This is a genomic window from Cryobacterium inferilacus, assembly GCF_019599185.1.
Taxonomy (GTDB): domain Bacteria; phylum Actinomycetota; class Actinomycetes; order Actinomycetales; family Microbacteriaceae; genus Cryobacterium; species Cryobacterium inferilacus.
Window position 1 is genome coordinate 105,966 of record NZ_JAIEUL010000013.1, and the last position, 22,599, is coordinate 128,564.

The 22,599-nt window shown below is 69.8% G+C and carries 20 protein-coding genes; 10 read left to right on the forward strand and 10 right to left on the reverse strand.

The window, feature by feature from the left end; translation table 11 throughout:
• The first annotated feature begins 35 nt into the window (after positions 1–35).
• Both K2F54_RS12800 and K2F54_RS12805 read left to right on the forward strand, forming a co-directional pair.
• Entirely contained in the window at positions 36–515 is a 480-nt protein-coding gene (locus K2F54_RS12800; RefSeq protein ID WP_220606248.1) for an LpqB family beta-propeller domain-containing protein, read from the forward strand.
• A complete protein-coding gene (locus K2F54_RS12805) occupies positions 512–2,188 on the forward strand; it encodes a DUF5671 domain-containing protein (RefSeq protein WP_308287647.1) in 1,677 nt (558 codons plus the stop codon). The genes K2F54_RS12800 and K2F54_RS12805 overlap by 4 nt, the downstream gene beginning before the upstream one ends.
• Before the next feature lie 23 nt (positions 2,189–2,211).
• On the opposite strand, the gene K2F54_RS12810 is transcribed toward K2F54_RS12805, so the two are convergent.
• Positions 2,212–3,702, reverse strand: a complete 1,491-nt coding sequence (locus tag K2F54_RS12810; protein WP_220606249.1) for a septum formation inhibitor-activating ATPase — start codon at positions 3,700–3,702, stop codon at positions 2,212–2,214.
• 2 nt (positions 3,703–3,704) lie between these two features.
• Positions 3,705–4,367, reverse strand: coding sequence for an SAF domain-containing protein (locus K2F54_RS12815; protein WP_220606250.1), 663 nt, complete (start codon positions 4,365–4,367; stop codon positions 3,705–3,707).
• A 137-nt stretch (positions 4,368–4,504) separates the two neighbouring features.
• On the opposite strand from K2F54_RS12815, the gene K2F54_RS12820 reads away from it, so the two are divergent.
• On the forward strand, positions 4,505–4,816 hold the full coding sequence (locus K2F54_RS12820) for a helix-turn-helix domain-containing protein (RefSeq protein ID WP_220606251.1): 312 nt from the start codon (positions 4,505–4,507) through the stop codon (positions 4,814–4,816).
• An 8-nt stretch (positions 4,817–4,824) separates the two neighbouring features.
• On the opposite strand, the gene K2F54_RS12825 is transcribed toward K2F54_RS12820, so the two are convergent.
• The gene (locus tag K2F54_RS12825; protein WP_220606252.1) at positions 4,825–5,418 is read right to left on the reverse strand and encodes a hypothetical protein; all 594 of its coding nucleotides are present in this window, start codon (positions 5,416–5,418) and stop codon (positions 4,825–4,827) included.
• Positions 5,419–5,579: 161 nt separating this feature from the next.
• Here K2F54_RS12825 and K2F54_RS12830 point away from each other — a divergent pair, with 161 nt between their 5' ends.
• On the forward strand, positions 5,580–6,086 hold the full coding sequence (locus K2F54_RS12830; protein ID WP_220606253.1) for an Rv3235 family protein: 507 nt from the start codon (positions 5,580–5,582) through the stop codon (positions 6,084–6,086).
• Between the two features lie 82 nt (positions 6,087–6,168).
• On the opposite strand, the gene secA is transcribed toward K2F54_RS12830, so the two are convergent.
• The 6 genes from secA to mtrA form a co-directional block, all read right to left on the reverse strand.
• Entirely contained in the window at positions 6,169–8,982 is a 2,814-nt protein-coding gene (secA, locus tag K2F54_RS12835; RefSeq protein ID WP_220606254.1) for a preprotein translocase subunit SecA, read from the reverse strand.
• 100 nt (positions 8,983–9,082) lie between these two features.
• Positions 9,083–9,793: a ribosome hibernation-promoting factor, HPF/YfiA family gene (gene hpf, locus K2F54_RS12840; RefSeq protein WP_220606255.1), complete on the reverse strand. Its 711-nt coding sequence runs from the start codon at positions 9,791–9,793 to the stop codon at positions 9,083–9,085.
• A gap of 99 nt (positions 9,794–9,892) precedes the next feature.
• The gene (locus tag K2F54_RS12845; RefSeq protein ID WP_220606256.1) at positions 9,893–10,603 is read right to left on the reverse strand and encodes a ComF family protein; all 711 of its coding nucleotides are present in this window, start codon (positions 10,601–10,603) and stop codon (positions 9,893–9,895) included.
• A gap of 93 nt (positions 10,604–10,696) precedes the next feature.
• Positions 10,697–12,379 (reverse strand): LpqB family beta-propeller domain-containing protein, encoded by a 1,683-nt coding sequence (locus tag K2F54_RS12850; protein WP_220606257.1) that lies wholly within the window; start codon positions 12,377–12,379, stop codon positions 10,697–10,699.
• On the reverse strand, positions 12,372–13,961 hold the full coding sequence (mtrB, locus tag K2F54_RS12855; RefSeq protein WP_220606277.1) for an MtrAB system histidine kinase MtrB: 1,590 nt from the start codon (positions 13,959–13,961) through the stop codon (positions 12,372–12,374). Before mtrB ends, K2F54_RS12850 begins: the two co-directional genes overlap by 8 nt.
• A gap of 96 nt (positions 13,962–14,057) precedes the next feature.
• Complete coding sequence (gene mtrA, locus K2F54_RS12860; RefSeq protein WP_220606258.1) at positions 14,058–14,738, reverse strand: MtrAB system response regulator MtrA; 681 nt, start codon at positions 14,736–14,738, stop codon at positions 14,058–14,060.
• Positions 14,739–14,870: 132 nt separating this feature from the next.
• On the opposite strand from mtrA, the gene K2F54_RS12865 reads away from it, so the two are divergent.
• The 5 genes from K2F54_RS12865 to K2F54_RS12885 are packed head-to-tail and all read left to right on the forward strand — an operon-like array spanning position 14,871 to position 20,315.
• Positions 14,871–16,079 carry a glycerophosphoryl diester phosphodiesterase membrane domain-containing protein gene (locus K2F54_RS12865; protein ID WP_220606259.1) on the forward strand — a complete coding sequence of 403 codons (1,209 nt, stop codon included), beginning with the start codon at positions 14,871–14,873 and terminating at the stop codon, positions 16,077–16,079.
• Entirely contained in the window at positions 16,076–16,759 is a 684-nt protein-coding gene (locus tag K2F54_RS12870; protein ID WP_220606260.1) for a DUF4129 domain-containing protein, read from the forward strand. The genes K2F54_RS12865 and K2F54_RS12870 overlap by 4 nt, the downstream gene beginning before the upstream one ends.
• A complete protein-coding gene (locus K2F54_RS12875) occupies positions 16,756–18,006 on the forward strand; it encodes a DUF4350 domain-containing protein (protein WP_220606261.1) in 1,251 nt (416 codons plus the stop codon). Before K2F54_RS12870 ends, K2F54_RS12875 begins: the two co-directional genes overlap by 4 nt.
• A complete protein-coding gene (locus K2F54_RS12880; RefSeq protein WP_220606262.1) occupies positions 18,003–19,004 on the forward strand; it encodes an AAA family ATPase in 1,002 nt (333 codons plus the stop codon). Before K2F54_RS12875 ends, K2F54_RS12880 begins: the two co-directional genes overlap by 4 nt.
• Positions 19,005–19,007: 3 nt before the next feature.
• Positions 19,008–20,315, forward strand: coding sequence for a DUF58 domain-containing protein (locus K2F54_RS12885; RefSeq protein ID WP_220606263.1), 1,308 nt, complete (start codon positions 19,008–19,010; stop codon positions 20,313–20,315).
• Positions 20,316–20,320: 5 nt separating this feature from the next.
• Here the strand turns inward: K2F54_RS12885 and K2F54_RS12890 are convergent, their stop codons facing one another.
• On the reverse strand, positions 20,321–21,316 hold the full coding sequence (locus tag K2F54_RS12890) for a stage II sporulation protein M (RefSeq protein WP_220606264.1): 996 nt from the start codon (positions 21,314–21,316) through the stop codon (positions 20,321–20,323).
• Positions 21,317–21,333: 17 nt separating this feature from the next.
• Between K2F54_RS12890 and K2F54_RS12895 the strand changes: the two genes are divergently transcribed.
• A complete protein-coding gene (locus tag K2F54_RS12895) occupies positions 21,334–22,188 on the forward strand; it encodes an RDD family protein (RefSeq protein WP_220606265.1) in 855 nt (284 codons plus the stop codon).
• The last annotated feature ends 411 nt before the right edge of the window (positions 22,189–22,599 follow it).

A 22,599-nucleotide genomic window follows, 5' to 3' on the forward strand; every position in this document is an offset into this window, starting at 1 on the left:
TGGCGCGACGGCGGCGGATGCGCCATGCTCACGGTATGAGCCCCACCGACACCGGCCCGGCCGCGCGCCGGGACCCCACCCTCCTGGTGGTCCTCGGAGCCCTCGTTGTTCTCATTGTGGTGGCCCTCATCGTGGTCTTCACCCGGGGCCAACCCGCTCCCCCAGACCCCGGCACGCCGGCCGGAGTCGTGCAGCGGTACTCCACGGCGGTCCTGGCCGGGGACGAGGAGCTGGCGGCCACGTACCTCAGCCCGGGTGCCCTGGCCGACTGTGACGGGAACTCGTCGTTCCTCAGCGAGGACCTCAGGGTCACCCTGCGGGGCACCACCGAACGGGACACGACCGCTGACGTGCGGGTCACGCTGGTCACGTCGTCAGGGGGCGGCCTGTTCGGGCCGAGCGAGTACCAGTCCGATGACTCCTTCGACCTGGTCAGGGTCGACGGCGACTGGCTCATCGACCAGGCTCCGTGGCAGCTGACCGTCTGCCCTGGCGACGCTGGGGACCGGCCGTGAGCGTGACCCCAACGCGACCGCCGGCATCCGCCCGCCCCTCCGCCGCCCCGGTTGTGCGCCGGCTCGTCGTGTACACGATCCTGTTCGTGCTCGTCGTGCTGGTCGCCAATGGCGCCGCCGACCTCCTGAACCGGCTTTTCGAGCTGGCCGCCGGCACCGAGGTCGTCGCCTCTGGAACCGCTGGTCTGGCCATTTCGCTCACCTTCACCCTGATCGGTGGCCCGTTGGCCGTAGTGTTGGGCGTCTTCGCCTGGCGCCGTCTGGCCGACCCGCCTGAGCGGGATTCGCTGGCCTGGGCGCTGTATCTGGTGGGCATCGTCACGGTTGCGCTGGTGGTGGCCGGCACCGCCCTGCTCACCGCCGCGGCCGACGCCGTGACCGGGGACGAGGTCACCCGGGCGATGGCGACCGGCGTGGTCTGGGCGCTGGTCTGGGCTGCACACCGGTTCGTGCTGCGGCGGAGCGACCGACGCCCCGGCCGGCTGCCCGGCACGGCCGCAGTGCTCGGCGGGGTCTTCGGTCTCGTGCTCGGCACCGGTGGGGCCGTGCGGGCGCTGACGATCCTCGGTGACACCGCCATCCTCGGTGCAGCGGACGCCATGGTCGGTGACCCGTGGTGGGTGGGCGCCCTCCAGGCGCTGGTCTGGGCGGTCGGCGGGTGTGTGCTGTGGTGGTGGCACTGGCGACACGAGGGCGGGTACCGTGCGGACACGCCTCTCGCCGCCGTTGCGCTGGTCGGTGTGGGCATCCTCGGCGGCTGCCTGCTGACCCTGGTCGGCACGGGCACGACCCTGTTCGTGCTGCTGAGACTGCTCGTTGACCGCACCGACCCGGTGCCGGAGCTCCTGACGCCCCTCGCCCCCGCGATCTCGGCAGCGGTCGTCGGCGGCCTGGTCTGGGTCTTCCACCGCGGTGTCCTGCGCGGCCGCGCGGCCGCGGTGCAGGGCGCGGGAACCCTGGCCACCAGCGGTATCGCTCTCGTCGCGACGGCGACAGGGATCGGCGTCGTCGTGAACGCGCTCCTGGCCACCCTCACGACCCCATTGGCCGGGGCGGATCCCCGCACGCTGCTGCTCGGCGGGATCAGCTCGGTTGTGGTCGGTGCACCGCTCTGGTGGTTCGCCTGGCGGCCGTTGACCGCGCGCGATCCCCAGCGACGGCGCGCGACCGGTCGCACCGTCTACCTGGTCGTGGTCTTCGGCATCAGCGCCGTCGTCGCCCTGGTCACCCTGCTCGTCATCGGGTTCCGCCTCTTCGACACCCTGCTCAGCGGTGATGCCGGCCTGCTCGATCGCATCCGGGCCCCTCTCGGCCTGCTCGTGGCGACCGGGTTGGTGGCGGGGTATCACTTCGGGGTCTGGCGGGCCGACCGAGTGGCCGTGGCCGGATCGGAACCTGCCACCGCGGGGTCAGCCGCCGTGACGGACACAGCGGCGGGTCCCGCGATCGACCGGGTGGTCCTGGTCATGGGCCCGGGCGGGGATCCCGTCGTGGCGCACCTCAGAGCGCTCACCGGAGCTCACGTCGACTACTGGCGGCGCACCGACGCGGCAGCCGCGCTACCCTCCCCCGCTCAGGTAGTCGACGCGCTTCAGGGCGTCTCCGGCGAGCGCGTCGTGCTCGTCGTCGGTGGCGACGGCTCCGTGACCGCCATCCCGGTCGCTGACAGCTGAGTCCTGGCGACCTCGTCCGCCGCTCAGGTCGCCGAGGCCGGCCTCCGCCAGCCGGCCGGCCGGGACCACGGGCGCCGGTGGGCCGCCTGCTCGCCCTCGGGGAGGGGCAGCAGGTCGTTCCGCACCAGATCGAGAATGCCGAGCCTGGCCGGCGAGCGTGGCGCCGCGTCCCTCAGGGTGCGACCGGTCAACACCGCGGTGTCCAGTGCCGACTGGTCATGCGGAACCAGCGCCGCCGCCTCGATGCCGCCGAACCGGCGCAGCGAGCTCGCCACCTGGGTTCCCGCCCCGAGGCCCACGGCGCTGGAACGCACCCGGTTCATCACCACGTGCACCCGGTTGGTGGTGATCACCTCGGTGAGGTCGGCCCAGGCCCGCAGGAACCGGGCCATGCCGACGGGGTCCGCCAGCCCACAGGCGACGACCCGGTCCGCGGATCCGAGGGCGGCCAGGGTAGCGGCGTTCCGGCGGGGTGCGAACAGGTCGCTGGAGATCTCTTCGTCGCTCTCGAGGCTGAACCCGGTGTCGAGTACGACGTAGTCCACCCACCGGCGCAGCGACGAGATCGCACCGCCCACCCGCTCGGCCGACAGCTCCGGCCAGCGCGACGGCTGCCCGATCCCGGTGAGCACCCAGAACGCTCCCCTGGGCGAGGTGTAGCGATGGGCGATCCGTTCGAATTCGGTGCGGGTCAACCCGTCGGCCCCTGCCAACCGGCACGCGGCGGCGAAGCCGGGCGCCTCGTCGAGCAGGCCGAGGCTGGGGGCGATGGAGCCGCTGTAGGTGTCGACGTCCGCGAGCACCACGGTATGCCCGGCCGCGGCGATCTCCGCCGCGATGTTGATCGCCAGTGTGGTGCGGCCCGGCGCTCCGGCCGGCCCCCACACGGCGATCACCGTACCGGTTCCGGTCAGGCCGGCCGCCAACGCGTCAGTCATGCCGGCGTCGTCCGCGGCCGCTCCCTCCAGGGGTGCGGCAGCGCGGCGCCTGGACCACCGGTTATGCTCTGGTTGGGCCCGTGGCTCCGGTACCGGCTCTGGTTCAGCCTCCGGCCGCACCCGCCCGGCCCGGTTGCCCCTCCTGGTCCGGGGTCGCTCCTCTGCCGGCCGCCGCGCCCCGGCGCCGTCGGGAGCCGCCGCAGGCGGGTCTGGGGTGTCGTCGATGCGCAACGGCACGCCTGGGCCCATGGTCAGGACGGCCTCGATGGTCGGCCAGTCGGCGTCGGCGGAGACGACCTCATGCAGGCCCAACTCGGCCACGTACCGGCGTTCCTGGTCGGTGGCGGCGAGGGCGACGACACGGATGCCCATCGAGTCGCTGGCCGCGAGGAGCTCCGCGGTCAGGGTGCCTCCGGTCGCACCCACGATGAGCGCCTCAGGGGCATGCCTGTCGATGGCCGCGAGCAGTTCCCGCACGTTCGCCGGCCTGGCCACGATGACGTGGCCGTGTTCGACGATGTCGGCGAGCAGCCGGTCCTCGGTGTCCCGGTCAAGCGCGAGTGCGAGCAACGTCACCGTCAACCTCCGATCGGACTGTTCACGGCGATCAGCGAGAGGGCCTCCTCGTTCGCCACGGCCTCCAGGACGACGGCGACCTTGTCCTTGGGTACGAGGACCTCCACCGGTTTCGCGCCGTCGGACTGGATGAGGCCGGCGGGCTCCAGGATGCGGACGATCGCGGCCTGGCCGACCAGAACCGACGGCGGCCCGAACCCGCCGGCCTCGGTGGGGGCGGCGGACCAGACGTCCACGATCGATCCGGCCGTCAGCCCCTCTGACAACCGCCCGCGCAGGTCGAGCACGATGCTCGTCACCGATTCGCCGGCCTGGTTTCCGACGGCGGACGCGGGGATGAGCTCCCCGGCTGTGACAGTGCGGGTGACGATGAGTCCCTCGACCGGTAACCGTTCAGGAGTCAGGTAGAGCTTGTCCGCCACCCCCAGACTCACCCGGGTTTCCACCAGGTCTGCCGCGCGCAGGCTGTCGCCGACCGCCAGGGGCGCTCTGGCCGCGTAGACCGCGATGGTCCGGTCGCTTCCGGCGACCACCAGGCTGACCCCGATGATGGATGCAACCACGAGCACGAGGCCGAGCGCGAACCGGGGATCAACCCAGAACCGAGGCCGCCGCGGCGTGGTCGACGTCGCCCGACCGGAACCGGACCCTGGTCCTCGTCTCATGCGCCCACCCCGTCCCGTCCGGCCTCTGTCGTGTGCCTGGGTTCCATCGTTGCTGGCCGGCGCCGGTCGCGCTGAAGTTATCCACAGCTCGGGTCTGTACCGCGCGGATCGGCGTCGCCCGACGGATAATCGTGACCATGAGCGATCCCGTCTCCTCGGCCTCCGTCGGCCGGTTCCTGACCCTCGCCGACACGGCCCAGGTCCTGAATGTTCCGGTGTCCACCGCACTCGAGCTGGTGCGCACCGGTGAGCTTCCCGCCATTCGGGTCGGGCCCGCCGGCGCCTGGCGGGTGGAGCGGGTCGTGTTGGAGTCGTACATCGAGGCGAAGTACGAGGAGGCTCGCCGCCTGTCGCTCTGGGAGCAGTCCGACTTCGCGAACATCCCTGAGCTGTCCGAGGGCCGGATCCTCCGCCCGGACACCTCGGCTGACCCCGACCGGCCAGAGTAGGACCCGGCTCAGTCCAGCCTGACCAGGTGAATCTGCGACAGCGGGACGATGCGGTATTGCTGCACCTCGGCCGCGCGCCGTGCGGTACCGCGGGCGTGGACCGCCAGGTCGAGATGTTCCCGTCCGACCCTGTCGATGGTTCCGGTGACGGTGCCGAGGGCGGTCTGGATGTCGAGGATCTTGCGGCGCCGGCACAGGTCGCGCAACACGAACGGCAGCCCGATCCGGTCCACGAGCCTGGCTGTCGCCTCGGCCTCCGGCTCCAACGACACCGGCACCTGCGCGGGGTGCAGGATCACCGCGGCGATGGCGGTGAACGGGAGCAGGCACTGCGGATCGCCCCTGCCGGCGTCGAGGAGGTCTGCCGCCAGCCAGTCCCGGCCGAAGGTCGTCGGGCGCACCAGCAGGCTCTCGCCGCCCACGAGCAGGATCCTGGTGCCCTGTTGTCGGCCGGGGCCCCGGCTGATGGCCGTGAGCCGCTGTCGTAGCGACAACCGGCCGAGCCGCAGCCGTTCTTCTTCGGCGCGCAGGTCGAGGTCCTCGGCGTTCAGCTCATTCTCGAGCTGACCTTCGAGGTCATCGAACAGGTTGTCCCAGCGCACACCCCGACGGTAGTCGGCGCCCCGCTGGAACGCTGACGTTATCCACAGGTGCGGGCCAAGCCTAGACAGCCGGGAACCTCGGTGCTTGAGTGACGGCCAGAATCACCTGCGCCCCTCGAACCCCGCCATCGTCGTCGCACCACGGATCCCCCGGGAGACCCATGAGCGATCCACTTGCCGAGCCGAACACGCGTCGCACGCCGCAGGCCAACGCGCCGAACGCGACCGAGCCCGCACCCGGGACTGTGCCCGCCCATCCAGACCTGGGCCCGCCGGAGGGCTTCAGCGCCGATGACTTCTTCGGTCACCAGCCGAGTTCGCGCAGCTCCCTCCCCGACCCCGAACCGCTCCTGATCAACCTCACCCGCTGCGTCATCGAAGTCCTGGCCGGTGCCAGGGAACTGGACCAGCTGGCCAGGTGGGTCAGCGACGACGTCTACCGCCACCTGCTCAAACGCGTGGTCCTGTCGGCCAGGGCGCGAGCGGTGAAGGGCCAGCGGGCGCAGCGACCAGCCATCACGATCGGCAGGGTCACGATCAACGAGCCGCGGGACGGCATCATCGAGGCCGTCGTCATCGTGCACAGCAAGGTGCGGGTGCGCGCCGTCGCGGTGCGGCTCGAGGGCCTGGACAACCGGTGGCGGGCCAGCGCGATCAACGTGCTGTGACCCCGCGCAACTGTTGCCCATGCGGACAATTGCGCCCGGCGTACCGGGCGCAATTGTCCGTTTCGGCAACTGTTGGCCGGGGTTACTTCTTCTTGCTCTGCGTGCGACGTTCGGCCCGGTTGACCGGCGCCGGCTGGTCGGCGTCTGACCGCTGGCCGAATGCGCCGCGCTGGGGCGGGCCGGCCGGCTCCTCTGCTGCGGCCTCCGGGTTCGCAGTCACGGCGGCACGGCGGGCGCGGTCGGTGGCGGCCTGCTGGATCTGGCCGCGCTGGTTGCGCACCTCGACTCCACCTGAATCGCTCGGCGCGGTGTAGCTCAGCTTGGCTTCGGCCGCTTCGGGCGGCGGGGTCAGGCCCTTGGCGGCGACGACAGGCGCGTCGACGGCGCCGGCACCCTGGGAGACCTCGACCTCGAGGTTGAACAGGAACCCGACAGTCTCTTCGCGGATCTGCCCCATCATCTGCTGGAACATGGCGAAACCCTCACGCTGGTACTCCACCAGCGGGTCACGCTGTGCCATCGCCCGCAGGCCGATGCCGTCCTTGAGGTAGTCCATCTCGTAGAGGTGCTCGCGCCAGCGACGGTCGATGACCGACAGCACCACGCGGCGTTCCAGCTCCCGCATCGCGGGAGACCCGAGGGATTCCTCCCGGCGGGCGTACGCGACCTTCGCGTCGGAGAGGATTTCGCGGCGCATGAAGTCACGGTTGATCTTGCCCTTGTTGCCGACCTCCGAGATGACCTCGTCGATGGTCAGACCCACCGGGTAGAGGGTCTTCAGTTCGGTCCAGAGGGCGTCGAAGTCCCAGTCGTCGCCGTTGCCCTCTCCGGTGTGCACGTCGAGCACCTCGTCGATGACGTCTTCGAGGAAGCGTTGGGTGCGTTCGTGCAGGTCGTCGCCCTCGAGGATGTGCCGGCGGTCGCCGTAGATGGCCTCGCGCTGCCGGTTGAGGACGTCGTCGTACTTGAGCACGTTCTTGCGGATCTCCGCGTTCCGGCCCTCCACCTGCGACTGGGCGCTGCGGATGGCGCGGCTGACGACCTTGGATTCGATGGCCATGTCGTCGGGGACACCCTGTCGGCCCATCAGGCTCTCGGCGGCACCGGCGTTGAACAGCCGCATCAGGTCGTCGGTGAGGGAGAGGTAGAACCGGCTCTCGCCAGGGTCGCCCTGGCGGCCGCTACGGCCGCGCAGCTGGTTGTCGATGCGGCGGGACTCGTGGCGCTCGGTGCCGAGCACGTACAGGCCGCCGGCGGCGATGACCTTGTCGGCCTCCTCGGTGACCTCGGCCTTGACCGCGGCGAAGACGGCGTCCCACTCTTTTTCGTACTCGTCCGGCGTCTCCACCGGGCTCAGTCCCTTGGCGTTCATGGCGGCGACCGCGAGGAACTCGGCGTTGCCGCCGAGCATCACGTCGGTGCCACGACCGGCCATGTTCGTGGCGACGGTGACCGAGCCCAGGCGTCCGGCCTGGGCCACGATGGCGGCCTCACGGGCGTGGTTCTTCGCGTTCAGGACCTCGTGGCGTACACCCTTCTTCGCCAGCAGGCGGGAGAGGTACTCGCTCTTCTCGACACTCGTGGTGCCGACCAGGACCGGCTGTCCGTTGGCGTGGCGTTCGACGATGTCCTCGACGACCTGGGCGAACTTGGCCTCTTCGTTCTTGTAGATGAGGTCGGACTGGTCGATGCGCTGCATCGGCTTGTTCGTGGGGATCGCGACGACGCCGAGCTTGTACGTGCTCATGAACTCGGCGGCTTCGGTCTCGGCGGTTCCGGTCATTCCGGAGATCTTCGAGTACAGGCGGAAGTAGTTCTGCAGGGTGACGGTGGCGAGGGTCTGGTTCTCGGCCTTGACCGCGACGCCTTCCTTGGCCTCGATCGCCTGGTGGATGCCCTCGTTGTAGCGGCGGCCCATCAGGATACGGCCGGTGTGCTCGTCGACGATGAGCACCTCGCCGTTCATCACGACGTAGTCCTTGTCCTTCTTGAACAGGGCGTTGGCCTTGATGGCGTTGTTGAGGAACGAGATCAGCGGGGTGTTCGCGGATTCGTAGAGGTTGTCGATGCCGAGGTAGTCCTCGACCTTTTCGATGCCGGGTTCGAGCACACCGACGGTGCGCTTCTTCTCGTCGACCTCGTAGTCCTCGTCCACGACGAGCCGCTTGGCGAGGCTGGCGAACTCGGTGAACCACCGGTTGGCCTCGCCGGACGCGGGTCCGGAGATGATCAGCGGGGTGCGAGCCTCGTCGATGAGGATCGAGTCGACCTCGTCGACGATGGCGAAGTAGTGGCCGCGCTGCACCATGTCGGTGGCCTGCCAGGCCATGTTGTCGCGCAGGTAGTCGAAGCCGAACTCGTTGTTGGTTCCGTAGGTGATGTCGCAGGCGTACATCTCGCGGCGCTGCGCCGGCGTCTGGCCGGAGACGATGCATCCGGTGGTCATGCCCAGGGCGCGGAAGACGCGGCCCATCAGTTCGCTCTGGTAGCTGGCCAGGTAGTCGTTGACCGTGATGACGTGCACGCCGCGGCTGGTGATCGCGTTCAGGTATGCGGCCGTCGTGGCCACCAGGGTCTTGCCCTCGCCGGTCTTCATCTCGGCGATGTTGCCGAGGTGCAGGGCCGCGCCGCCCATCAGCTGCACGTCGAAGTGCCGCAGGCCCAGGGTGCGGGTCGAGGCCTCACGCACGGCGGCGAACGCCTCGGGCAGCAAGTCGTCCAGCGACTCACCGCCCGAGTAGCGCTCACGCAACTGCACGGTTTCGTTCTTCAGTTCTTCATCGCTGAGGCTGCTGAAGTCGTCTTCCAGCGCATTGATGGCCTTCGCGTAGCTCTCGAGCCGGCGCAGAATGCGCCCCTCGCCAACACGTAGAACTTTTTCCAGAATTGAGGCCACGAATGCACTCCATAGTCGTCACGGCGTGCAGAACACGCCTGTCGTCCGGTCGGACGCACGTAGCGCCGACCTAGCCGGCAACTATAGCAATGCTAGTTGGTCAGGAGCTGGACTCGCTGGACGCCGTGGCCAGCACCCTGGCCTCGTCCGAATTGGGGTCGAGTTCGATGACGCCGTAGTCCCAGCCCTTGCGGCGGTACACCACGCTGGGCCGACGGGTCTCGGCATCCTGGAACAGGTAGAAATCGTGTCCGACCAGCTCCATGAAGTACAGGGCGTCGTCCACGGTCATGGGTGCGGCCGCGAAGACCTTGCGACGGATGACGACGGGGCTGTAGACCTCGTCCGGCTCGTCCGCCTCGTCGGTCGCGGTGTCGTCAGCGACAACCGGGATGGCGCCGGTGCGCACCCGCTCAAGGGTGTCGGCGTCGGCGGGAACGATGTCGATGACGGCGAACCCGGAGGCAGACGCTTCCTGCAGTGAGGTCGGACGGTGTGCGCCGCCACGGTGCACCTTGCGGCGGTCCTTGGCCCGGCGAACCCGCTCGAGCAACCGGCCGAGCGCGATGTCGAAGGCAGCGTACTTGTCGCCTCCCTCTGCCTCGGCCCGCACGATGGGCCCCTTGCCGATGAGGGTGAGTTCGACGCGGTCGTTACCGGCGGCGCCGCTCTTCTCGGTGTGACGACTGACCTTGATTTCCAGGGCGAGGGCCTTCTCGGCGAGGCCGGCGATCTTCTCGGCCTTCTCCGTCGCATAATCCCGGAAGCGATCAGTGATCCCCAGGTTTCGTCCAACGATGTTAGTTTCCATGACGACCTCCAGATCTGGCGAACCGCCCCTGATCCGGGCGATTGGTACGCGCCTTTGGCATAACCGTAGTCGTGCCGGCTGGATAAGTCACAGATTTTGTCAATCTGTTTCCGATGAACCTCTGGTGTCGGGATGGTGCCGCGGGGTTTCGGCCACGGTCGCCGCCGCGAGAACATCCGCTCCGGCCTCCTGGAGCGCACGCCTGGCCTCGATCAGCGTCGCTCCGGTCGTGACGATGTCGTCCACGATGAGGATTGTGTGACCGCAGAGAGCTCGGCTGGCCACGAGAGTCCCGGTGCGGTTGTCGAGGCGTTCCTGCCGGCCCAGGCCCACCTGGTCGGCGACCACGACACGGTTCAGGGGCCGCAGCAGCCGCACCGAGCGCAGGCCCGCCCTGCGCAGGAGCAGGTCGACGGGGTGGAATCCCCTGGCCCGCCAGGCACCGCGCGAGGAGGGCACCGTGACCAGCTCGATGCCGGACCGGCCGGGGCCGGCAGCGGCGAGGGCCGCCGCCACGGCCGCGCCGAGGGCGGCGCCGAGCACCGTCGCCGCGTCGGTGCGCCCGCCGTCCTTGTAGGCGACGAGCACTCGGCCGACCACCTCGGTGTATTCCAGTGCGGACCAGACGGTGAGTGTGTCCCTGGCCGCCGGTCTCGGGGCGGGGCGGAGCGCTGCCGTGCAGGCTGCGCAGAGCGCCCGGTCTGGTGCGCCGCAGCCGCTGCATTCCGTGGGCAGCAGTACGGCCCAGCCGTCCAGCAGAGCGGCGCGCGCCCTGCCGAACCGGCGCTGCTCCCCGCCGTGCTCCCTCATCCGGCCAGTGTTCACCGCCGGCGGATGCGTCGACGACCCGGCGGCCGTTTCGTGCCGGGCCGGTCGTCGCGGCGACTGTGGAGGAGGGGCGGGTCAGCCGCCGATGCCCTGCTGGGTCGCGACCAGGACGACCTCGCCGATGCGCTCCTGCCAGCCGACGCCGCGCTGCACCAGCAGCGACCCGTCATCGGCGAGGGCCCTCAGGTCGCGGAGCAGGTTGCTGCCGGTGATGCTCGTGATCCCGGTCGCCGACTCGAGCTGGGTGCTCGTGCCGCCGATCTCCTGGGCCACGATGCGATCCTCGCCATCGGGCTGCACGCTCAGGTACGCCACCGTGCTCTGGTCGATCCAGGTCGCGTCCAGCGGGGTGCCGGGGCCGGCGGCGAGCTGTACGGCTTCGCCGAGGCTGGTCGGAACGCCGTTCTCCCGCACCACGGCTGCGACGACCAGCCGGGTGCCTCCGGCCGCGCTCACCAGGGCGATCACCCGGGTGCCGTCCCTGGACACCTGCAGCGCGGCGATGTTCGCCGCGTCCGGCCACGGTGCGGGCAGTGCCGTGGCGGCGCCCTGGGCGCTGTACACGAAGAGTTCGTTGGGCCGGTCGGCCGGCACCGACCAGACAAAGCCGGACCCGTCGATGGACGGTTCGATCAGGTTCTGGCGCGGGTCGAGCAGACGCGCGTCATCCCCGACCCTGACCCCGTAGACCCCGGTCGGGGTCAGTACCGCCGCCGCTGTCTGCGAGGGCGACAGCGCGACGGCGCTCGGAGTGAGGGCCACGATGGTCTCCGACAGCCCGGGGAGCGAGGTGACGGTCTTGCCGGTGGCGGCCAGATAGCCGAACTCGCCGTCACGCAGGATCAGGGCACGCGCATCCACCCGCGGGTTGACCTCGGGTTCGTTGGTGCCGAGATCGTCGATGTCCTGAGAGTTCTGGTTGATCGTGATGGAGACGCTGAGACCGCTGGGCAGGCTGTGTTCCAGCTGACTGCGCATCCGCTGCAGGGTGATGGTGTCGGCGTTCAGGGCCTCGCCGTTCAGGTCCACCTTGGCGTCTCTGGCGACCACGGTGACGGCGTCGGCGGTGAGTGCGGTGCCCTCGGGGAACGCGCTGGTCACCGCGCCGGCGAGCCATGCACTAGGCCCGTTCAGCACACCGTTGACGATCTTGGTCGGGGTGGAGGCGCCGCGGGGGAACCAGCGCACGTCGGGTACCAGGTAGCGGAAATCGGCGTCGAAGAAGTACAGGGACTGGGCGCTGAAGACGTCCTCGAAGGTGCTCTGGTCGAGCACGGTTCCGTTGGGCGCCGCGCTGATGCGCCACTGATCGTCGATCAGGCTGAACGAGTACCGCAGCGGCAGGGTCGAGGACGATTCCTCCTCGTGGTACTCGCCGTTCGAATTGACCTCGGCGACCGGCCGCACCTCGAAGCTCATGGTGGTGTCGTCGATGGGCACGATGGTGCGCTCCGAGCCGTCGTACACGGTCACCCCGGCATCCGACTTCCAGACGTCGCTGAACTCGGGGGTGAGGAATTCCCTGGCGATCTCGTAGTTGTTGTCCGGGCTGGTGGCCGCATCGATGAAGCCGGTGAGGATCTCCTCCATCGTCGCGTCCTGGCGCGGGCCGAACGGCAGGAAGATCGGTGCAGGGTTCTCCCCGGTCACGGCGTCCGCTCCTGCCTGCACTTCTCCGCCTCGCGGGATACTGGAACAGCCGCCGAGCAGTACGGCCAGCCCGGCGATGACGGCGACGAGTCTGGATCGGCTACGCATGGTGGTCTCCCTTCGAGTCTGTGCGCGTCGACACGAAGCCGCTGGCCTCCGCGTCCTCCGGCGGCAACGGGTTCGGTGAGGTCGTCAGTGTCCCCCTGGCCTGCCGGGGCAGGGTCAACCTGAAGCAGGACCCCGCGCCGGGGGCCGACCAGACCTGCAACCAGCCCCGGTGTGCCGCGGCGTCTTCGAGGGAGATCGCCAGACCGAGCCCGGTGCCGCCGATGGTGCGTTTCCGGGACGGGTCTGCGCGCCAGAACCTGTCGAAGACATGGGCGATCTCCGCCTGGCTCATTCCCATGCCGTAGTCGCGCACCGAGAGCGCCACGGCGGTCTCGTTGCTGTCGACGGACACGATGATGGGCTTGCCCTCACCGTGTTCGATGGCGTTGCCGATCAGGTTGTTCACGATCCGGCGCACCCGGCGTGGGTCGACGTCGGCGTTCAGGTGTCCGCCTGGCGCGACGAGCATGATCGGCGTTCCCTTGGACTCGCTGAGCGATCGCATGCCGTCGATGACGTCCTCGGCCAGGTGCACCAGGTTGGTGGGTTCGGCCTCCAACTGCACCGACCCCGCGTCGTACCGGCTGATCTCGAGCAGGTCGGCGAGCAGCAGCTCGAACCGTTCCACCTGGGTGTGCAGCAGCTCCGCGGTGCGCTCGGTGGCAGGGGGGAACGTCGACCGCTGGTCGTAGAGCAGATCCCCGGCCAGGCGGATGGTGGTGAGCGGGGTGCGCAGCTCGTGCGAGACATCGGACACAAACCGCTGTTGCACCTCGGAGAGGTCGGCGAGTTCCTTGATCTGGCTCTGCAGGCTGTCGGCCATGCCGTTGAAGGACCGGGCGAGGGTGGCGATGACGTCTTCGCCCTTCTCCGGGATGCGCACGCCGAGATCACCCGAGGCGAGCTTCTGGCTGGTCTCTGCCGCCACCCGGATCGGCGTGACCACGAACCGCACCACAATCCAGGTGACCGCGCCGATCAGCACGATCAACGCCAGACCAGCACCGCCCAGGGTGCGCTGCACGAACAGGAGGGTGGACTCGGCGTCGGCCAGGCTGTAGCCGATGTAGAGCTCGTACCGCCCGGCCACTGGCACGGTGATCTGGGAACCCACCACGATTCCGGGGGCCAGGGACCCGTCGTCGACGGGGAGGGCCACAGACTGCCAGTGCTGGCCGTCTGGGTCGTCCTGCACGGATGCGCGGAGCTCGGGCGAGATCACCGAGGTGGAGGTGCCGAAGGTGGAGGAGTCCTGCGGCGCCACCGTGGACGCCTCCTGCCCCGGCACCCGGAAGAGGGCGACCAGCCTGCTGGACGACGCCGCGGAGATCGACGTGCGCGCGGCCTCGAGGAGGGTCTGCACCTGCACCCTGTCGACGGCGTCAGACGAATCGAGCATCCCCTGCGCGGCGGTGGTTGCACGATTGGAGTCGACGAGGACCTGGCTGAGCCTGGACTGGAAGAGGTCGTTTCCCACGCTGACGGACATGTACACGCCGACCAGGCCGATGGCAGCGCCAGAAGCGGCCACAGTGATCACCACGGTGCGCCACTGCAACGACGCTCGCCAGCTGCGGCGCATCCGCCCGCTCAGATACCGCCACGACGTCCACGTCCGCCAATTCAGGCTGTTCACGGTGAATCGCCTGCCTTCGTCGAACCGCGCTGACACCGGCGTCTAGCCGGCCGAGCCGGCCCGGTAGCCGACGCCGCGCACGGTCATGACGATGCGCGGGTTGTCCGGGTCGTCTTCGACCTTGGCCCGCAACCGCTGCACGTGCACATTGACCAGCCGGGTGTCGGCCTTGTAGTGGTAGCCCCACACCTGCTCGAGCAGCATCTCGCGGGTGAAGACCTGTTGCGGCTTGGAGGCCAGCGCCAGCAGGAGATCGAACTCCAACGGGGTGAGGTTGATGCTCTGCTCGCCCCGCTTGACCTCGTGACCTGCGGCATCGACGACGAGGTCGCCGATCTGGAGGTTGGCCGGAGATTCCACCGGGACCGGTCGTAGCCTGGTGCGGATCCGGGCGACGAGTTCCTTGGGGTTGAACGGTTTGACCATGTAGTCGTCCGCGCCGGATTCCAGGCCCTTGACCACATCCGTCGTGTCTGACTTCGCCGTCAGCATGATGATGGGGGTGCCGGACTCGACGCGGATCAGGCTGCACACCTCGATACCGTCCAGGCCGGGCAACATCAGGTCGAGCAGGACCAGGTCGGGCGCGACGGTGTGGAAGGCGTCCAGGGCGAGTGAACCGTCGGCACAGAAGTGCGTCTCGAAGCCTTCGCCCTGCAGGACGATGCCGATCATCTCAGCCAGTGCTGGGTCGTCGTCGACAACCAAAATGCGTGAGTTCATTCGTCCGTTTTCCGCCCGATCATCGGGCAATATCCCGGCAGGGCGGGCAATCTCTGGCACCAGAATAGTCGACACGACCCTGAGAGTGCTGACAGGGCACCGTCGAAGGTCAAGGTATGCCAGCATGGAGGCGTGACGGACCCAAACTGGCACCCCCCGGCGAACGACCCCGACCGGCCCCGCTACGGCGAGAACCTCCCCGGAGCCCAGCCGGGGACCCCACCCGTCGGGCCAGGGTATGGGTACACCCCCGCACCCCCGCCGGGCTGGACCCCGCCGCCCAAACCCGGCCTCATTCCGCTGCGACCGCTCGGTTTCGGCTCCCTCCTCGGCGCGCCGTTCCAGGTACTGCGCCGCAACCCGAAGGCGACCTTCGGCAGCGCCCTGCTGGTGCAGGGGGTGACGGTGCTGGTGACGTTGCTCATCGTCGGCGTGGTGACCTTCTTCGCCCTCGGCCGCATCGATGCCGCCCCGGTGGAGGACCAGGAAGCCGTTGAGGCGGGGGCCATCGTCGCCATCGTGTTGTCCGCGCTGGTCCCGATTGCCCTGTCCATCGTCGCCTCCGCCCTGCTGCAGGGAGTCATCGTGCTCGAGGTCTCCCGGGCGACGCTCGGTGAGAAGCTCCGTCTGGGCGCCCTGTGGCGTCAGGTGGGCCGACGGGTCTGGCCGTTGGTCGGCTGGACGCTGCTGCTGTCCGCTGCGCTGCTGGTGGGCATCCTGCTCGTGGCCGGCGTGGTCTTCGCCTGCGTTCTCCTCGGTGGCGCCTGGATCGGTCTGGCCGTGTTTCTCGGCGTCATCGGTGTTCTCGCCCTCATCGCCGCCGGCGCCTGGGTGGGCACCAAGACCGCCGTGGTGCCCAGCCTGATCGTGCTGGAACGCTCGCGCATCTGGGCCGCCGTGCGGCGCTCGTGGTCCCTGACCGGCGGCTTCTTCTGGCGCACCCTCGGAGTCCTTCTGCTGATTGCCCTCATCGTCGGGGTCGTCTCGCAGGTGGTCACGACGCCGCTCACGCTGCTCTTCGGCGCGGCGACGGCGCTCATCGACCCGAATGCCAGCTTCGAGGCCTACATCCCCGCCGGCGTGCTGTACCTGCTGACGATCCTGATCAGCCTGGTCATCAGCGCCGTGACCGCCGTCGTGCAGTCCGCCGCCGTCGCCCTGATCTACATCGATCTGCGGATGCGCAAGGAGGGTCTCGACCTCGACCTGCAGCGGTTCGTCGAGGCCGCCCCCGGCAGCGGGGCCGCCGACCCGTACCTGGTCGCAGCGACCGCGACCGGCGGCACCAAGCCCGGTGCGGATGACGGCCCTCGCCCCGATCCGGGCGCGCCCTGGGCATGATCACGGCGTGGGGGCTCGGCGTGGCACGGCTGGCGATTCCGGTGGATCCCGACGCGCCGGAGGCGAAGCAGTGGCTGAGGGATGAACTGGCCAAGGCTCCCTACCAGGCTGCCCAACCGACCTGGTTCGACAGGTTGTCCCAGGCGATCTTCGACTGGTTCTCGTCCCTGTCCTTCACCGGGGACGGCGGCAACGCCTGGCTGGCCCTGGCCGGCACACTGATCGGGGTGGCGGTGCTGGTGGCCGCCGTGCTCATCTTCGGACTCCCCCGCCGTGCCCGCCGGCGCCGGGCAGAGACCCTCGGCCTCTTCGCCGACGATGACCGCCGCACTGCCGCAGAGATCCGCCGAGCCGCCGCGTCGGCGGCAATCGCAGGCGACTGGACCCTCGCGTGCGAGGAGGCCTTCCGGGCCACGGCCCAGGGCCTCGCCGAGCGCACCATCGTGCGCCCGACCCCCGGCACGACGGCGCACGCCGTCGCCGAGCTCGCCTCGCGAGCGTTCCCGGCCGAGCAGGCCAGGCTCAGGGCCGGTGCCGTGGTCTTCGAGAGCGTGCGCTACCTGGGCGGCACGGGCACCGAATCGGGCTACCGTGCACTGCTCGACCTCGACACCGCGCTGCAGGCCACCCGCCCGCAGCTGCCCGCAGCGGGGCAGCCCGAGCCGGTGGGAGCCCCGTGACCACCACCGCCGTCGCCATCCCGCCCCGCTCGCTGACCCCGACGATCCGCACCGTGCTGCGCCGGTACGCCTTCTGGGCGGTTGCGGCGGGTGGCGCGCTTCTTGTCGCCGTCATCTCCTTCCTCGCCACCAACGCCGCCGGTTCGGCAGGCCCGCCGCTCGCGGCCGATAACCCCGCCCAGGCCGGCAGCATGGCCGTGGTCGAGGTTCTCCGTGGTCAGGGAGTCACCGTGCTGCCGGTGGACACACTGGTGGAGGCGGGTGAGGCGAGCAGCGCGCATCCGAACGCCACCGTGTTCTTCGCCGACCCCGAGGGCTATCTGACGACCGATCAGCTCACCGACGTCGGCACGCTTGTTGATCGCATCGTGGTGGCCGACCCGGACTTCGCCGCACTGCAGGCGCTGGCGCCGGAGGTGGGCTTCGGTGGGGTGTCCACCGCGGACACCCTCACCGCCCAGTGTGCGGTGCCGGCGGCCGAACGGGCCGGGGAGATCTCGCCGGGCGGCAAGACTCTCGGGGTGGCCGCCGACGCCGCCGGCTACACGGGCTGTTTCCCCTCGGACGGCGACGTGTACTCGGTGATCGAACGCACCCTGGATGACCGCACCCTCACCCTGGTCGCCGACCGGGCCGTGTTCGCCAACGACGAGATCGCCACCTGGGGCAACGCCGCGCTGGCCCTGAATCTGCTCGGCGCCGACGAGACGCTCATCTGGTACCTGCCGACGCTGGCTGACGTGCCCGTGACGGGTCCGCCATCGCTGGGCGCCCTCACCCCTGGCTGGGTCACCCCTGTTCTTGTGCTCCTGGTCTTCACCGCGATCGCCGCCATGGTGTGGCGCGGCCGGCGCTTCGGGCCCCTCGTCGCCGAGAACCTGCCCGTCGTCGTGCGCGCCAGCGAGACCATGGAGGGCCGAGCCCGGCTCTACGCCAGGGGAAACGCCAGGCTGCGCGCGATCGACGCCATCAGGATCGGTGCCGTCACCCGCATGGCCCTGGCCGCCGGGCTCCCACGCAGCATGGAACTGGACCAGGTGATCCGCTCCGTCGCCGCCCTGAGCGGGTGGCCGCGAGACCGTGTCCATGCCGTCCTCGTCGGCGAGGTGCCGCAGAGCGATGCGGCCCTGATGGAGCTCTCCGCGGCCATCGAGAACCTCGAGGTCGAGACCATCGCGGCCACCCGCCCGAATGGTATCGCCCCCTCCCCCTCAGCTCCCCCGCCAAACGGAAGAATGGACCCATGACCAGTCACGCCACGACGTCCGCCGAGACACCACAGACCGACACCACCGTCGACGGCTTGCGCCGGTCACTCGCGCAGGTGCGCACAGAGGTGGGCAAGGCCGTCGTCGGTCAGGACGGCGCCGTGACCGGTCTGATCATCGCGCTGCTCGCCCGCGGCCACGTGCTGCTGGAGGGGGTGCCAGGCGTGGCCAAGACCCTTCTGGTGCGCTCACTCAGTCACGCGCTCAGCCTCGACACCAAACGGGTGCAGTTCACCCCTGACCTGATGCCGGGCGACGTGACCGGATCGCTGATCTACGACGCCAAGGCCGGCGAGTTCGAGTTCCGCAACGGTCCGGTGTTCACCAATATCCTGCTCGCCGATGAGATCAACCGCACCCCGCCCAAGACGCAGTCGGCACTGCTGGAGGCGATGGAGGAGCGCCAGGTCAGCGTCGACGGGCTCTCCCTGCCGCTGCCGGAACCCTTCATCGTGGCCGCGACCATGAACCCGATCGAGTACGAGGGCACGTACACGCTGCCGGAGGCCCAACTGGACCGATTCCTGCTCAAACTCGTCCTCGACATTCCGGAACGGGACGTGGAACTCGAGGTGCTGCGCCGCCATGCCACCGGGTTCAGCCCGCGCGACCTCACCGCTGCCGGCGTCACTCCCGTTCTCGGCGCGGCCGATCTGGCGGCCGCCCAGGCGTCCGTCGCGACTGTCGGGGCGAGTGCTGACGTGCTGGCGTACATCGTCGACCTGGCCAGGGCCACCAGACAGAGCCCCTCGGCGAAACTGGGCGTGAGCCCGCGCGGGACCACGGCGCTGCTGGCCAGCGCGAAGGCGTGGGCCTGGCTGAGCGGGTACGCCTCCATCACCCCCGACCACGTGCAGGCCATGGTGCTGCCGGTGTGGCGGCACCGCATCCAACTGCGCCCGGAGGCGGAGCTGGAAGGCATCACCGTCGACGCGATCCTGCACGGTGTGCTGGCGCAGGTCCAGGTTCCGATCTAACCGATGGCGCTGACCGGTAGGTTCGTCCTTCTCCTCGCTCTCGGCGTGGTGCCCCTGGTGCTGCTCGACGGCACCGCGGTCACCGCGCCGGTCGTGCTGGCCGGCTGGGTCCTGTTCGCCCTGCTCCTCGGCGGCATCGACCTGGCCCTGGCCGCTTCCCCCCGGGCCCTCACCGTCGACAGGGTGCTGCCCACCCGGGTTCGGCTGGGCGAGACCGTGACCAGCGAGCTCTACCTCGGCAACACTGGCGAACGACGCCTGCGCGGCGTGGTCAGGGACGGCTGGCAACCCTCCGCAGGGGCCGGCAACAACCGAACGGCCGTGACCCTGCCCGCCGGCGAACGACGCCTCATCGAGCTCACCCTCCGCCCCACCCGGCGGGGCGAGCGCACGGCCGCCCACGTCACCGTTCGATCGATGGGCCCCCTCGGCCTGTGGGCCAGGCAGGCGACCCTGCAGGCTCCCGCGCGCATCCGCGTGCTGCCGCCGTTCCACTCCCGGAAGCACCTGCCGTCCCGCATCAGCCGGCTCAAGGAGCTCGACGGCCGCACCAGCGTGCTGGTGCGCGGCCAGGGCACCGAGTTCGACTCGCTGCGTGAGTACGTGCGCGGCGACGACGTGCGGTCGATCGACTGGCGGGCCACGGCGCGCCGCAACGACGTGGTGGTGCGCACCTGGCGCCCGGAACGCGACCGCCGAATCGTGATCGTGATCGACACCGGTCGAACCTCCGCCGCTCGGGTGGCCGACGAGCCACGCCTCGACACCGCGTTCGAGGCGGCGCTACTCCTGGCCGCGCTCGCATCCAGGGCCGGCGACAGGGTCGACGTGCTGGCCTGGGACCGTCGCGTGCGGGCCAGGGTGCAGGGAGCGGCCGGTGCGGAACTGCTCAGTCGGATGGTCGACGGCATGGCCTTGATCGAGCCCGAACTGATCGAGATGGACTGGACGGGGCTGCCCGGGCAGATCCGCGGCATCACCGGACAGCATGCTCTGGTGGTTCTGCTCACGCCGATGGATGCGCCGGGAGCGTCGACGGGGTTGCTGTCCGTTCTCGGTCAGCTCACCCAACGGCACACCGTTCTGGTGGCCTCGGTGACCGACCCATCGATGGCCGGCCTGACCCGTGCCAGGGCAGACCGGGAGAGCGTCTATCGTGCTGCCTCGGCGGAGCGCACCACGCTCGATGCGACCCGGGTTGCCGCCGCGGTCCGACAGCTCGGCGCCGACGTCGTCACCGCGCCCCCCGAGCAGTTGCCCCCGGCCCTGGCCGACCGCTATATCGCGCTCAAGGCCGCCGGACGGTTGTAGGTCGTTCAGCCGGCGAACACGCGGGCGCTGCCGGCCTCAAACTCGGCCAGGTCGCCGGTTTCGCCCGCGCGGGACGCACGCCCCCCGAGCACCAGCATGTACGCGAGGAAGGCCAGCAGAGCGGCCGCTCCGATTCCGATCTTGACCGGCCACGGCCACGGCGCCGGGGTCACGTACCCCTCAAGCACGCCGGAGACCAGCAGCACGAAGACCAGACCGATCGCGACGGTGAACAGCGCCCTGGCGTCCTCGGCGAGGGCCTGGCCCCTGGTGCGGGCGCCGGGGGCGATCCAGGCCCAGAAGATCCTCAGGCCCGCTGCGGCGGCCACGAAGATCGCGGTCAGCTCGAGCAGGCCGTGTGGAGCGATGTAGAGGAAGAACGTGTCGCCCTCGTCGTAGGCGAACATGACGGCCGCTGTCACGCCCAGGTTCTGGGCGTTCTGCAGCACGATATACGGCACGTACACACCCAGGATGCCGAAGGCCACACACTGGGCGGCGATCCAGGCGTTGTTGGTCCACACCCGGCCGGCGAACGAGGCCGCGGGGTTCTCGGAGTAGTACGACACGAAACCCTGGTTCGCGAGCTGTTCGAGCTCGGCCGGGGAGCCGAAGTTCGCCAGAACCTGCGGATTGTTCGTCGCCCAGATCGCATAGAGCGCCGCGACCAGCACGGTGACGAACGCCACGACCAGGGTCAGCCAGCGCAGCCGGTACAACGCGGCCGGCAACTGAACCAGGAAGAACCGGGGCACCTGCGCGAGCACGTTCACATTCGCGCCGGTGAACCGCAGCCGCGCCCGCGACAGGATGACCGACAGCCGGTCACCCTGCACCGTCGAGCCCGCCGCCGTCTTGATCACCGAGAGCTGGGTCGCACCGGACTGATACCCCTCGATCAGTTCGTCCGCGCGGGCACCGTCAAGTCGCCGCCTGCGGCCCAAGTCGGCCAGGCGGTCCCATTCGGCGCGGTGCGCCGCTGAATACGCGTCGAGATCCATCTGCTTCAATAGTAGACATGGCGGAGTCCTGGAAAGCGGCCGATCACGGTGAAGATTCCCTGATCGAGCGAGAGCTGGTGACCGGAGAGGCCGTTGCCCTCGATGTTCGGCCGGCCAGCGTGGTCCTGCGCGGCGCCGGCACCATGATCGACTGGCTGGCCTATGTCGGCCTGTTCCTGCTGATGGTGTTGGTGGTGACGGGTCTGTTCGGTGACGGGATCGACACCGCCCTGGCCCAGGCCCTGGGCATTTCCGGTCTGGTCTTCTCCCTGCTGATCGTGCCGATGCTCGTGGAGACGCTCTCCCACGGCCGGTCGTTGGGCCGCTGGGCAATCGGTGCGCGCATCGTGCGTGACGACGGCGGCGCTACCGGGCTCAGGCATGCGTTCATCCGTGCCCTGATGGGAGTGATCGAGATCTTCCTCACCTTCGGTGGGCTCGCCGCGACCTGCGCCCTGTTGAACTCCAGGTCGAAGCGCCTGGGCGACCTGCTTGCGGGGACCTACAGCCAACACGAGCGCGTACCGCGGTTCACCGAGCCGAGTTTCGTGCTGCCGCCGGTCCTGGAGTCCTGGGCGGCGACGGTGGACGTCGCGCGGCTGCCCGACCGGCTGTCCCGCCGGGTGGCGCAGTTCCTCCGCCAGGCACACCAGCTCTCCCCGGCCACCCGGGTCCGGCTGGCGGAGAGCCTGGCCGCCGAGGTGGCCCCGTTCGTGTCTCCGCTTCCCTCGGTTCCGGCGGAGTACCTCCTGATCGGGGTCGCCGACGTGCGCCGCAACCGTGAGTACTCCGGCCACGTGCTCGAGCGCACCCGCCTGGACGCCCTCTCCCCCGTCCTCACCGGCCGGCCGCACAACTTCCCCAACCGCTGACGCAACCGCTCGTCGCGTTGGCGTGACCTGCTCACGAAAGGCGGATGCCGGCGGTGCGTTTCGCAGGTCGTCTCGCGGGGTCTCGACAGGCTCGACCAGCGTCGTGGGCACGTCCCCGAGGTCGGGTCGTGGATGCCTGTGGGTCGCTCCCCTACGGTGGTCGAGCTTGTCGAGACCTGCGCTCCGCAGGTCGTCTAGCGGGGTCTCGACAGGCTCGACCAGCGTCGTGGGCGCGTCCCCGAGGCCGGGTCGTGGATGCCTGTGGGTCGCTCCCCCACGTTGGTCGAGCTTGTCGAGACCTGCGCTCCGCAGGTCGTCTCGCGGGGTCTCGACGGGCTCGACCAGCGTCGTGGGCGCGTCCCCGAGGCCGGGTCGTGGATGCCTGTGGGTCGCTCCCCCACGTTGGTCGAG